This window comes from Chlamydia buteonis (assembly GCF_900634605.1).
Taxonomy (GTDB): Bacteria; Chlamydiota; Chlamydiia; order Chlamydiales; family Chlamydiaceae; genus Chlamydia; species Chlamydia buteonis.
The window spans coordinates 359,557-372,889 of record NZ_CAAAFM010000001.1; the positions used below are offsets into that span (position 1 = coordinate 359,557).

Genomic DNA, 13,333 nt, shown 5'->3' on the forward strand with positions numbered 1-13,333 from the left:
TTGCTAACTAGCATAAAGTTATGGTTTTAAACGCTTTAGCTGGCTTTCGTCAAACAGCGATGGATTACCTCGCTACGAATCGCCACGACATTGCTTTAGATTTTTCTGGAGATTGTTACAATATCCGAATTCCTGATGAAGATTCTCCCGATGGAGATTGGGTCAGCACGTTAAAATTCAGTAACATAGACAATCTGACCTTTGCCTCATGCAGTTGCCCTGATGGGGATTGTTGTGTTCATTTGATGACCGCGTTCTTCTCTGCTTATGACGCACACGGATGGTTACCCCTACACCATAAATTTAACTTATCTTTCTGGTATGCACTATTCTTTAAGTTATTCATAGAGGAAGCGCGGCTACACGCTGATGGTGATAAACACTATTCTATAACATCTTCTCATGTCACTTTAGAGATTTCCGCACTGTCTCCCGAAGCTTTTACAGAATGGTTGCCTATCGTCCATCAATCTGAAGAGCCTAACACCCCTACTGAGAAAACCTTCCCACAATCCGCCCTATATCGTATAGCAAAACGCTTCTTTTTCTTCGCCGAAGCAGGAGCACAGTTAGATCTTATTGAAAATAATCAAGGATTCCCTTCGCGATTTTCTTTACAATGGGAAGGGATCTCTCTAAAAGGAGAGATTCTAGATTTCGCTACTTTAGAATACCTATTTCCTAAAATCAATTTCGCACAAACGTCTCTTCCTGGAAATTATCAAGATTTTTCTGTCACAAACGTGCGTGTAGCTCCTGAAGAATCTAAAATATATTTCACAATTAACCCTGTAAAACAGGATTATAAAACTCAGACTATAACAGAACTGGGTTCCGTCGGTTATATAGCAGGATCTCAACTGGTAATTTTGCCTGCACAAGAAACTTCTGTTTCTATCTATGTAATTTCCCTGCTTCCCGCAACATTGAAAAAACAGATACTATCTCTACTACATTATGACGCTGAGAAACGACCTATCCGCTACTCCATCCATTTCTTAAGGGATTCTTCTTTATCTTTTTCAGCATATTTAGACACCCCTGGCGATTTAGAAAATGGGGAATTAATCTACCCGGATTTTTGCTATGTGCCCGAAAGAGGACTATTCACAATAGAAGGACTACTCTCTCCTCAAATCTCATTTATTATTAAAGCAGATCAAGTTGAAGAGTTTTTAAATAACGAGGGTTCGTTAATTCGAGAACCAGGATTCGAAGTATTTACTGACCAAGTTCCTAAAGGGCAACTAACATATAACATTACACAACAAGGCGTTCTGTTATTCCATTACAATACAGGTGATCCTGCCGCTATCGACATTCATTATGGCCCTTGGACATATTACTCGGGGCAAGGTTTCTTCTTACAAAGAAAAGCTGATCTAGAGATTCAAGATGGTTTAATCGTAGAGGCCGACCAAATTCCTAGCTTCATTATGAAGCATGAGGTTGTGTTAAGGACTATTCCTAACTTCTTTGCTCCTACACCACCATTAAAAAATCTCTTGTTTGAAGTACATAAAGAAACTAAGGGGTCTGGGTTATATTTAAAGCCAGTATTTCAAGGGCTCGAAGAAGAAAATTGTCGGTTATTTGGTGTTTTCCTTTATCGAGAAAATCTCGGATTTAACTTACTCCCAACTCCTTTGCAGTCATTATGTTCCCTACCAAAGAAAATTCCTCCAGAACAAGTCCCTGATTTTATTAATCAGAATTTCCAAAACGATAAGCTGATATTTGTAAATCCTCAGCTTTGTCTACCTGAAACTTTTGAGCTTGTTATACGATCCATAACACGTCCTCACCCATCCTCTCCTTTGCATTTGCAGTTAGAACTCAAAACGAACATCGGTTCTATACTTTTAGGTACGGCACTACAAGCCCTAAAAAATAAAAGAGCTTTTGCTTTTACTAAGGCAGGTTTCTTAAATTTCCAAGACTGCCTATTCCAATTTTTAAAACAATTCATTTCTTCTCAAAAGTGTCTAATCCCTGAAAACACCGTAATAGCGACAGTTACTGATATTTTTAAATTGGATGCTTTAGCTCCGTTATCTACTCATGAAAAAATTCAAGCCAGTGAATCTGATCTAGCTTTCTTCTCGCAACTTAAAGCGGCATGTCTTCCTCCTATTCCACAAAGTCTGTTCTCTACTGATCATAAGCTGCGCCCGTACCAAAACAGTGGCTTATTATGGTTATGGTTCTTGTACAACCACCGTCTATCTGGACTACTTTGTGATGAGATGGGATTAGGGAAAACACACCAAGCTACAGCCCTATTAGATATCGTTTTCCAATCTGCAGAACCTACAGAACGTCCCAAGTTTCTTGTTGTTTGTCCAACAAGCGTTCTCCCTCACTGGGAACACACATTAGCAACGCATTTGCCTACAGTAAGTATTTTTTCTTTTCATGGTCCGAATAAACCTGAACATCTGCCTCCTGTCGATGTGATTATCACCTCATATGGCACTCTAAGACAAAACTATGCCAAGTTTTACAAGATTTCATTTACCGTAACGGTATTCGATGAAATTCATATGGCTAAGAACAAAAATAGCCAAATTCACAAGATTCTTTGTCGATTGGACTCCCAAATGAAATTGGGTTTAACAGGCACCCCTATAGAAAATAACCTTCTAGAGTTTAAAGGTCTCTTAGATATCATTCTCCCCAACTACCTCCCATCAGATGCTTTATTTAAAAAGCTCTTCACAAAAAAGCATACTGCTGAAGTAGATGATGAAATTATCCCTTCTCAAGATTTGTTATTAAAATTAACTCGGCCTTTCATCTTAAGAAGAACGAAAAAACTTGTTCTTCCTGAACTTCCTGAAAAAGTAGAGTCGATTATTCCTTGCACTTTGTCTCCAGAACAGAAGAAGTTGTATCTATCTACATTGAAAAGAGAAAAAGCGCAAATTGCACAACTGGAATCCCCAGAAGAACAAACAGTCAACTACCTCCACGTATTTGCATTGTTGAATCACTTAAAACAAATTTGTAACCATCCTGCTATTTTCTTTAAAAATCCTGATAAATACAGAGAACATGAATCAGGGAAATGGGAAGCTTTTGTACGTCTTCTCCATGATTCATTATCATCAGGCTATAAAGTGGTTGTCTTTTCACAATACATTCACATGATTCGCATTATCATGTTATATCTTGAAGAGATCGGGGTGAAATATGCCTCTATTCAAGGGAAATCCTTAAATAGAAAAGAGGAAATAGAATACTTTACTACAGATCCAGAGTGTCGAGTATTCGTAGGCTCGTTACTCGCAGCAGGAACAGGAATTAACCTCACTGCTGGAAATGTCGTAATTATGTACGACCGTTGGTGGAACCCTGCCAAAGAAAATCAAGCTTTGGATCGTGTCCATAGAATAGGACAGAAAAATACTGTATTTATTTATAAACTCATGACTGAGGATACATTAGAAGAACGTATCCACTACTTGATTGAAAAGAAAATTCGTCTATTAGACAAGGTGATTTCTACTCAAGATTCGAACATTCTCCACATGTTAAATCGAGAAGACCTCATTACCATTCTATCATACAAAGACGAACGTGGTGGAGTAGATGGGACTATAAGTAATACCTCAGAAGAAGATGAAGCATCTCTGTTCTAAAACTCAGGGAAAATTGCAAAAATTTACTGAGAAAGCTTTAAGTAGCCCCGATAAGTAAATATAGCACCTAAAAGTCCATAAACATAGGCACGATTTTTAGGCCACGTCAAAGTCAATCCAGCATCGGTAGCAAACAACAGGATAATCATCGCAAAGGCAAGAAGCCCTGCCCCTAAAAATAGCGCAACAAGTGGCCAATGCTGTAACCAACTCCAATCAGATTCAGATTGTTCGGTAGGCTTTTGGAAAGTATTTTGATCACTAAGAACAGCTTCCCAATCTTCTGAAGAAACAGCAAAAAGATCTTCAGATTCTCCCTTTGCAGAGCCTTCTGGGAAAGAAATGTGGCACGAAGAAAATCCTCCTGAAGCTATTGGAGGATCTTGAAGGAATGCGCTGCAATAAGGACACTGGGGCATGTGCATGGATACGCTACCTTCACACTTCCAACACGTGCGCTGCATCTCTGCTTCTTTAGCAAACGGCATGGCAACCTACCTTCCCCAACTTAGGGTTTAATACAAAGAAACAGAAAGTTTCTTCTATGTCAATTTGTACGCATTACAGATAATTACAGTACATAACTTAAATTATAATTTCTATTGGGAAAAAATCAATGCTGAAAATTAATCTTTAGATCTAGAATAAGCAAAAAGCTCCTCATAAAATAATACTAAGACCTAGCGTCTTAAAAACATCTTCTTAAGGACTTTTAAATTTCGATACTTACGAGAATTGGGAACAAAATATGAGTACAGATTTTGACTGTGTTGTTATTGGTGCTGGACCTGGTGGTTATGTTGCAGCAATTACTGCTGCGCAACAAGGATTAAAGACAGCACTTATTGAAGAACAACAAGCCGGCGGGACATGTTTAAATCGTGGTTGTATTCCATCTAAAGCCCTATTAGTAGGTGCAGGAATTGTTTCTCAAATTAAACATGCAAAGCAATTTGGAATACATATTGACGGCTATTCCATAGACTATCCCGCAATGGTTCAAAGAAAAAATGCGGTCATCAACGGAATACGTCAAGGATTAGAAGGTCTGATACGGAGTAATAAAATTACTGTATTGAATGGTCGAGGATCGCTAATCTCATCCACAGAGGTAAGAGTAAAAGGTCAAGATACTTCAGTAATTAAAAGTAAGTATATTATCATAGCTACAGGTTCAGAATCCCGCCCTTTCCCCGGTGTGCCATTTTCATCTCGCATTCTATGTTCTACGGGCATTTTAAACCTTACAGAACTTCCTAAAAAACTCGCTATTATCGGTGGTGGTGTCATTGGTTGTGAATTTGCCTCCCTATTTAATACTTTAGGAGTAGAAATTACTATCATAGAAGTCGCTGATCAGATCCTTTCGGTAAATAACGTGGATATTTCCAAAACCATGTTGGACAAATTCTCACGACAAGGAATCCGCATAATCACTAAAGCTTCTATTAATGAACTTGAAGATATGGGAGATCGTGTAAGAATCACTGTAAACGAACAAACAGAAGAATATGATTATGTTCTTGTCGCGATCGGACGTCAATTCAATACTACTGATATAGGTTTAGATAATGCAGGGGTCATTCGTAATGACCGTGGTATTATCCCTGTAGATGAGACTATGAGAACCAATGTCACGAATATTTTCGCTATTGGAGATATTACAGGGAAATGGTTACTTGCTCATGTTGCCTCTCATCAGGGGATTGTCGCAGGAAAAAATGCTGCAGGCCACAATGAAATTATGGATTATTCTGCAGTGCCTGCAGTAATTTTCACCTTCCCCGAAGTTGCTATGGTAGGTCTTTCTTTAGAAGCCGCACAACAACAAGGCATTCCTGCGAAACTTACAAAGTTTCCTTTTAAAGCCATTGGGAAAGCTGTTGCCATGGCAGAAGCTGATGGTTTTGCAGCTATCATCAGCCACGAGACTACACAACAAATTCTAGGAGCCTATGTTGTCGGTCCGCACGCAGCATCATTAATTGCAGAAATGACCCTATCTATACGTAATGAACTTACATTACCTTGTATCTATGAAACTATACACGCTCATCCAACACTTGCTGAGGTTTGGGCTGAGAGTGCGTTATTAGCAACAAATCACCCTCTTCATTTACCTCCTCCAAAACTATGAATGACACTCCTAATGAAATACAAAAACCCAAACAAGGCAAGCGTCTCTCAGAACGTCTCCCTCAATGGTTAAGGCAAGTTTTACCTAAAGGCTCAGTCTTTGACTATACCGGCACAACTATAAAACGGACTGGCATGGCTACAGTATGCGAGGAAGCGCTCTGCCCTAATCGCACTCGCTGTTGGTCAAGAAAGACAGCAACATACTTAGCTCTAGGAGATGCTTGCTCTAGACGTTGTGGATTTTGTAATATTGATTTCACAAAAAAACCTCTACCTCCGGATCCTGATGAACCTAGAAAAATAGCAGAATCAGCAAAGATCCTTCAGCTTAAGCATATTGTATTAACTATGGTAGCTCGCGATGACTTAGAAGATGGAGGGGCGAGTTGTTTGGTACGTATTATTGACACTCTTCATCAAGAGCTCCCTGAATCTACTATAGAAATGCTTGCTTCCGACTTTCAAGGCAATGTCGATGCATTGCATACCCTGCTAGATTCTGGATTAACCATTTATAATCACAACGTTGAAACTGTCGAACGTCTCACCCCTGTAGTGCGACATAAAGCAACATACCGGCGTTCTTTATTTATGTTGGAGCAAGCCGCATTATACCTCCCAGATCTTAAAATCAAATCAGGAATCATGGTGGGTCTGGGAGAACAAGAAAGCGAGGTAAAACAAACATTAAAAGATCTTGCAAATCATGGTGTACGTATTGTCACAATAGGGCAGTACTTACGTCCTTCAAGATTGCACATACCAGTAAAGAGCTATGTTACTCCTGAGACTTTTGATTACTACCGGAGAGTAGGAGAATCTTTAGGCCTCTTTGTTTATGCAGGGCCTTTCGTAAGATCGAGCTTCAACGCTGATATTGTTTTACACGATATGGAAAATAAACAACATGAAACAGAAAAAATTTAGAACTCATGTGCATTTCCGCTCTCACTTTCTTAAAAGCGACTGTGTTTTTAAAAGGCTTTTTTAGATCTAAATTTATATAACTATAACTTCATATTAAAGAACTTTTTCGATCTCATATTGATAGAAATCAAAAACATATTTAATGCTTAATGTTCACGATTGGCACTAATCCCCCCTTTTGTTATGGTGAGTAAAAAGGTATGCGTGGGTTATGTTTCGTAGTTCTATTTCTTGTTGCTTATTCTTTATAATGACCTTATTTTGCTGTACAAGTTGTAACAGCAGATCGCTCATCGTTCATGGGCTTCCAGGAAGAGAAGCTAATGAGATTGTCGTTCTTCTTGTTAGCAAAGGTGTCGCCGCACAAAAGCAACCACAGGCTGCTGCTTCTACAGGAGGAGCCTCTACAGAACAACTATGGGATATTTCTGTTCCTGCAGCGCAAATTACAGAAGCATTAGCAATTTTAAATCAGGCTGGTCTTCCTAGAATGAAAGGCACAAGCCTCTTAGATCTATTTGCCAAACAAGGTCTTGTCCCATCAGAAATGCAAGAAAAGATCCGGTATCAAGAAGGTCTTTCTGAGCAAATGGCCTCTACCATTAGAAAAATGGACGGGATTGTTGACGCTAGTGTACAAATTTCTTTCACAACGGAAGCTGAAGACAATCTTCCTTTAACTGCATCAGTTTACATTAAGCATCGTGGAGTTTTAGATAACCCTAATAGCATTATGGTCTCTAAAATTAAACGCTTGGTCGCCAGTGCTGTTCCAGGGCTGTCTACAGAGAACGTTTCTGTAATTAGTGACCGAGCCTCCTATAGTGATATTACTATTAATGGCCCTTGGGGATTGACGGATGAAATTGACTATGTCTCCGTATGGGGCATCATCCTAGCAAAATCTTCATTGGGTAAATTCCGTTTAATCTTTTACTTCTTAATACTTACCCTATTTATTATCTCTTGTGGATTACTTTGGGTAATTTGGAAAACGCATACATTGATTCTTTCCTTAGGTGGAGCAAAAGGTTTTTTCGACCCAGCTCCCTATTCTAAAGTTGCCCTAGAGACTAAGAAACCCGAAGAAGGTGCTGGAGAGAAAAAAGAAGGACAAGCTCAACCTAATCCAGAGGATACAGAAGGTCCTAAAGACAATGCACCAGAGGCAACAGAAGGAAACGAAGAAAATGAGGGTGTCTAGTGACCGCCAACACTTTTGGAACGTTGAACATCTTAATGAAGTATTCCAAAGAAGACGATCTTGCAAATTTTTTGCCAGAGGATCTCTTAATCTCACCTACACATCATGAGGATGTTCCTCTTAGTTCTTTATCCTTCACTATGTGTTGGTTGGCAACAATTCATCCTTCATGGATTAGCGTTGCTATTAAAGATTTTCCAGAAGTAATACAACGCCAACTACTCTCTTGGCTTCCTGATTCTTTAGTTCAAGAATTGCTTCCCTTGCTACCAGGAATTTCTATTACTAAACAACGATGCTCTAATTTTGGTGCGTTCTACCTATTAGATATGTTGAGCAAAAAAATCCGTCCTCCGGGGATTATCGAAGAGATATTTCTTCCTGCTTCGCCGTTCAATGCCATGCTGTATTATTCCGGAACGACAAAGATGACGTTGATTAATTGCTTAGGATTGTTTGCAATAGCGAAAGAACTAAGAAACATTGTTGATAAAGTAATTATTGATCGCGTGCATAAGATCCTTTCTCCTACAGAGCAACTATTTTTGTCTTATTGCCAATCGCACCCTATGAAACATCTTGAAACTACAGAATTTCTTGTCTCTTGGGATAGTGATAATGATTTCCGCAATTTTATTCACAAACAAGGACTCCAATTTCTTGCTATAGCATTAGCAAAAGAAGATGCCTCTTTCCTTTGGTATTTTCTACGAAGATTGGATATCGGTCGGGGGTATATTTTTGAACAAGCTCTACGAAAATCCTATGAACATCCCCACAGAGACTATTTTAAGAGCCAGTTAGAATTATGCATTAAGATCTTAGTACAGTAAGATCTCCAAAACTCAGAGCATGAACAAACAATAATGGAGACTTTCTCTTTTTCCCTTGCATATGAGTTGAGCATTAATAATAAGGAATGAAAATAACGAAAAAAAGGAGCAGCGTTTCCTCTCTAAACATTAAAAAATCTTAGGGTTTTATGCGCTGTTAAATGAATGAAGTTTTTTAGTCTAATTTTTAAACATGACGAAGTCGTACCGAATAAAAAAGTCCTTGCTCCGGAGGCTTTTTCAGCTCTGCTTGACGCTAAAGAACTCTTAGAAAAAACAAAAGAAGATAGTGAATCTTACACTAATGAAACAAAAGAAGAATGTGAAGTATTACGTAAAAATGCAAAAGAGCAAGGCTTTAAAGAAGGCTGTGAACAATGGAATTCTCAACTTGCCTATTTAGAAAAAGAAACTCACAGTCTTCGTAATAAAGTTAAAGAAGCTCTTGTTCCTTTAGCCATTGCTAGTGTAAAAAAGATTCTTGGTAAAGAATTAGAAATCCATTCAGAAGCCATTGTTTCTATTATTGCTAAAGCATTAAAAGAACTCACTCAACATAAAAAAATTATTATCCACGTAAACCCCAAAGATTTTGCAATTGTTGAGCAAAACCGCCCTGAATTGAAGAAAATCGTTGAGTATGCTGATACATTAATCATTGCTCCTAAAGCGGATGTGACACAAGGAGGTTGTGTCATAGAAACAGAAGCGGGTATAGTAAACGCTCAGTTGGATGTACAATTAGCTGCTTTAGAAAAAGCGTTCTCTACTATACTAAAACAACAAAATCCTGTAGATGAAGCTCAACTTAAGCAAGAAGTGTCTGCAGATGAAGCTCAGGACAAGCAAGAATAAAGGTATTTGACATCATGCGTTTCATTTTTCGTACTTTCCTGTGTATGTTTATCTTGAGCGCACCGTGGTGTCTTGCAGATAACGGATTATACGATACCTCTTGTTCGTCTCGTTGTAATTCCTCTAAACCTACAGAGTTACCTGTTATTTCTCAACAACCTGAAGTAAACAAAACTTACCCCCAACCTACATTTCGAGAAAGAGTCACGGCTGACGATGTTCTGCCTCGGGAACACCTGTCCGAAGGAAGTTTTTCCGATACCTATCCTGATCTGACTACTCAAGCAGTCATCTTAATTTTCCTAGCATTATCACCTTTCCTGATGATGCTGCTAACATCATATTTGAAAATTATTATTACGCTAGTTCTGTTAAGAAACGCTTTAGGCGTACAGCAAACTCCACCCAGCCAGGTCCTTAATGGGATAGCATTGATTCTTTCTATTTACGTGATGTTCCCTACCGGAGTTGCTATGTACAATGACGCTAGGAAAGAAATTCAAGGAAATACTATCCCTAGAGATTTATTCTCAGCAGAAGGAGCGGAAACGGTTTTCGTAGCACTAAACAAATCCAAAGAACCCTTACGGTCATTCTTAATACGCAATACGCCAAAAAGTCAGATCCAAAGTTTTTATAAGATTTCTCAAAAAACATTTCCCCCAGAGATCCGAGAACATATGACTGCTTCGGATTTTGTGATTGTCATTCCTGCTTTTATTATGGGGCAGATTAAAAATGCTTTTGAAATAGGCGTTCTCATTTACCTACCATTCTTTGTAATAGATTTAGTAACAGCCAACGTTTTGGTAGCTATGCAAATGATGATGCTTTCGCCATTATCTATTTCGTTACCTTTAAAATTACTTCTTGTTGTGATGGTGGATGGTTGGACGTTATTACTTCAAGGTCTCATGATTAGCTTTAAATAGGGATATGCCGTGATAACACTCGCCGCAAGCTTTAAATCCATGCTCTTTGAGTATTCATATCAGTCATTGTTACTGATTTTGATTATCTCTGCGCCTCCTATTATCCTTGCCTCTATTGTTGGTATCATGGTTGCCATTTTCCAAGCAGCAACACAAATCCAAGAACAAACATTTGCGTTTGCTATTAAGTTAGTTGTTATTTTTGGCACTTTGATGATTTCCGGGGGGTGGCTAAGCAATATGATTTTCCGTTTTGCTTCTCAGATCTTCCAAAACTTTTATAAATGGAAATAAACAGCTATGGCAATCTCTTTACCAGAGCTTGTTTCTGTTTTTGGTTCTAAATACCTTGATTACATTTTGCAAAAGCCTCCGGCTTATGTTTGGAGTGTGTTTTTGCTGCTTTTGTCTAGATTACTTCCTATATTTGCTATAGTTCCCTTCCTTGGGGGGAAACTATTCCCAGCGCCTATTAAAATTGGCATTGCGCTTTCCTGGGTGGCGATCATCTTTCCTAAAGTATTGATGAGCACCCATATAGCCAATTATCTTGATGACGATGTGTTCTATATTCTCATTGTAAAAGAGATTTGTATTGGCACATTAATCGGTTTTATTCTTTCTTTTCCTTTTTATGCTGCACAATCTGCAGGCTCCTTTATTACCAACCAACAAGGTATTCAGGGTTTAGAAGGAGCGACATCGTTAATTTCTATTGAGCAAACCTCGCCTCATGGGATCTTTTATCACTATTTTGTGACTATAGTTTTCTGGTTATCAGGTGGACATAGAATTGTCTTAACGATTTTACTACAATCTCTAGAGGTCATTCCTATTCATAAATTTCTCCCTATGGAGATGATGTCTCTAGATGCTCCTATTTGGATTACCTTAATTAAAATGTGTCAGTTATGTCTTATTATGACTATTCAGCTTAGTGCTCCAGCAGCTGTAGCTATGCTCATGTCTGACTTATTCTTAGGAATTATTAATAGAATGGCTCCACAAGTGCAGGTTATCTATCTCCTTTCTGCCTTGAAAGCATTCATGGGTCTATTATTCCTGACTCTTTCTTGGTGGTTCATAGTCAAACAAATCGACTACTTCACATTAGCGTGGTTTAAAGAAACACCTATCATGCTTCTTGGATCTAACCCTAAAGTCCTTTAGAGAGAACCGTCTAAAATATCTTATATTGAGAAAATATGCAGCGAAAAAGCCACGAAATTCCAGCGGCTTATTTCGCTAAGACTCTACAAACTTATAGAGGTTTCTGAGAAGAATCATTGTTCTTATTGTCCCCAAGTAAAATAAGAATCAAACATAGGACTAAAAACGATAGTGTAAAAGGGAAAACATTCAAAAGGAAGAACAACAATAAGCCACAAAGAAGAGCATTCTTTGCAGGACCATTTTTCGCATAATAGCTCTGAAGATTTTTCAAAACTGCGCGAATCTCAGAATAAAAAGCTAAAACTACTCCGCAAGCGACAAATAATCCACCCACCCAAGATACAAAATCGGTAATAATACCAAATAGAACTAGCGCTCCACTGACGGCTTCTCGAGCGTGATGAGAAAAGAACCTCTTCATTCTTCCTACTCTAGGATTGGCATGCAAATCCTTCACCTTACGCTTCAAAGACTCAAACTGAGAGGACGACTCTTTTGAAGAAGAGTTTTCTTTTGGTGTCTCATCTGCCATAGCCTTACCTTTAAAAATCTTTTTTTTATTAAAAATACTTATAATACACAATTATCAAAAAAAATATTTAAAGATAAATAAGAAATTTTTAATTATAATTTATTACTCTTTAGAGAACAGCGACATCGAGAAACAGCTCCTGTTTCTGGATCAATGAGATAGAGATAGTCTCCGGCATTTCCTAAGGTGAAGTCAAAGATCTTTTTATTAAGCAAAGGGAGCAGATCGTATTGTGAGAGAAGAATCTGAGTCTTATCTCTTAACTCCATACGAAAATCCGTTCGTGTTTTAAAGAGCTCTAAAGCAGCGGCTTCTCCATGCTCTTGAATGGATTGTTCTTGCCGTTTTACACTTTCCCAAATTCCCCCCCGGAGAGCTTCCAGCTCTCGATAAGCATTAGGGTGATCTATAATGGCTTCTAAGAGTAGGGGATCAGCAAATATCAAGTTTAACTTTATCATCCCTTGAGGTTTCTCCTCATAATGGAGAAAATTAAGTAGAGGTTGGGCAGTTTTAGTGCCTCGCAGCATAATATAAAGAATCTCTGCCTCTTGTGAGGGCAATGTAAGAGTTTCAATGACATCGGCCCCAAATTTTTTCCCCCTTTGCAAAATCTCTTCTTTTTTATTTAGCAAAGCTTTCGTAACCGCATACTCTGAACCTGGAGGCACGCATCCCGTATCCACATAAACACGTCTCAACAAGCGTATAAATAATGCATGCCAGGATACTGAATCCGCGTAATCCTCAGGAGACTCTTGCATAAGAGCATATAAATTAAACCTAGAGTTGTTTGGTGGTCGTGAAAAAGGAACTTTTAGAAGGCGGTATTTACGTTTTTTCGTGGTAGCTACCTTGGCTGTCTTTTTTGGAGAAGAATTTTCGGAATCTCTAGAAATCTTTTCCACAGCAGAGATTTTTTTAGATTTTTCCTGATATTCTACCTCTGCACAGGCTGAGCGTTGTGCCGTAAAGAGATTTTCACTATTTTCTACAATGCGCGAATAAACTGAGCGTTTTCTTGCATTTACAGCATCAAAAGACACCATAGAAACTAAAGAAGCCAGGCATAGTAAAGTGAAAATGTAAGACTGCAT

Annotated in this window: 12 protein-coding genes; 9 read left to right on the forward strand and 3 right to left on the reverse strand. The window is 38.5% G+C overall.

Features of this window, described 5'->3' with window-relative positions:
- Window positions 1–20 precede the first annotated feature (20 nt).
- The gene (locus tag E1N70_RS01560; protein ID WP_131743822.1) at window positions 21–3,641 is read left to right on the forward strand and encodes a DEAD/DEAH box helicase; all 3,621 of its coding nucleotides are present in this window, start codon (window positions 21–23) and stop codon (window positions 3,639–3,641) included.
- 23 nt (window positions 3,642–3,664) lie between these two features.
- On the opposite strand, the gene E1N70_RS01565 is transcribed toward E1N70_RS01560, so the two are convergent.
- A complete protein-coding gene (locus tag E1N70_RS01565) occupies window positions 3,665–4,129 on the reverse strand; it encodes a phage holin family protein (RefSeq protein WP_131743823.1) in 465 nt (154 codons plus the stop codon).
- Window positions 4,130–4,389: 260 nt separating this feature from the next.
- On the opposite strand from E1N70_RS01565, the gene lpdA reads away from it, so the two are divergent.
- The 8 genes from lpdA (at window position 4,390) to E1N70_RS01605 (ending at window position 11,701) form a co-directional block, all read left to right on the forward strand.
- Window positions 4,390–5,778 (forward strand): dihydrolipoyl dehydrogenase, encoded by a 1,389-nt coding sequence (gene lpdA / locus E1N70_RS01570; RefSeq protein ID WP_131743824.1) that lies wholly within the window; start codon window positions 4,390–4,392, stop codon window positions 5,776–5,778.
- Window positions 5,775–6,707 (forward strand): lipoyl synthase, encoded by a 933-nt coding sequence (lipA, locus tag E1N70_RS01575; protein ID WP_131743825.1) that lies wholly within the window; start codon window positions 5,775–5,777, stop codon window positions 6,705–6,707. The genes lpdA and lipA overlap by 4 nt, the downstream gene beginning before the upstream one ends.
- 211 nt (window positions 6,708–6,918) lie before the next feature.
- Window positions 6,919–7,911 carry a type III secretion system inner membrane ring lipoprotein SctJ gene (sctJ, locus tag E1N70_RS01580; protein WP_131743826.1) on the forward strand — a complete coding sequence of 331 codons (993 nt, stop codon included), beginning with the start codon at window positions 6,919–6,921 and terminating at the stop codon, window positions 7,909–7,911.
- The gene (locus E1N70_RS01585) at window positions 7,911–8,744 is read left to right on the forward strand and encodes a hypothetical protein (RefSeq protein WP_131743827.1); all 834 of its coding nucleotides are present in this window, start codon (window positions 7,911–7,913) and stop codon (window positions 8,742–8,744) included. Before sctJ ends, E1N70_RS01585 begins: the two co-directional genes overlap by 1 nt.
- Window positions 8,745–8,909: 165 nt before the next feature.
- Window positions 8,910–9,599, forward strand: a complete 690-nt coding sequence (locus tag E1N70_RS01590; RefSeq protein ID WP_131743828.1) for an HrpE/YscL family type III secretion apparatus protein — start codon at window positions 8,910–8,912, stop codon at window positions 9,597–9,599.
- 14 nt (window positions 9,600–9,613) lie between these two features.
- Window positions 9,614–10,531 carry a type III secretion system export apparatus subunit SctR gene (sctR, locus tag E1N70_RS01595; RefSeq protein WP_131743829.1) on the forward strand — a complete coding sequence of 306 codons (918 nt, stop codon included), beginning with the start codon at window positions 9,614–9,616 and terminating at the stop codon, window positions 10,529–10,531.
- 9 nt (window positions 10,532–10,540) lie between these two features.
- Window positions 10,541–10,825, forward strand: a complete 285-nt coding sequence (gene sctS, locus E1N70_RS01600) for a type III secretion system export apparatus subunit SctS (protein ID WP_117274675.1) — start codon at window positions 10,541–10,543, stop codon at window positions 10,823–10,825.
- A gap of 6 nt (window positions 10,826–10,831) precedes the next feature.
- Window positions 10,832–11,701: an EscT/YscT/HrcT family type III secretion system export apparatus protein gene (locus tag E1N70_RS01605; RefSeq protein WP_131743830.1), complete on the forward strand. Its 870-nt coding sequence runs from the start codon at window positions 10,832–10,834 to the stop codon at window positions 11,699–11,701.
- A gap of 91 nt (window positions 11,702–11,792) precedes the next feature.
- Here E1N70_RS01605 and E1N70_RS01610 read toward each other — a convergent pair whose 3' ends face one another.
- Window positions 11,793–12,236: a hypothetical protein gene (locus E1N70_RS01610; protein WP_131743831.1), complete on the reverse strand. Its 444-nt coding sequence runs from the start codon at window positions 12,234–12,236 to the stop codon at window positions 11,793–11,795.
- A gap of 92 nt (window positions 12,237–12,328) precedes the next feature.
- The gene (locus E1N70_RS01615) at window positions 12,329–13,333 is read right to left on the reverse strand and encodes a hypothetical protein (protein ID WP_131743832.1); all 1,005 of its coding nucleotides are present in this window, start codon (window positions 13,331–13,333) and stop codon (window positions 12,329–12,331) included.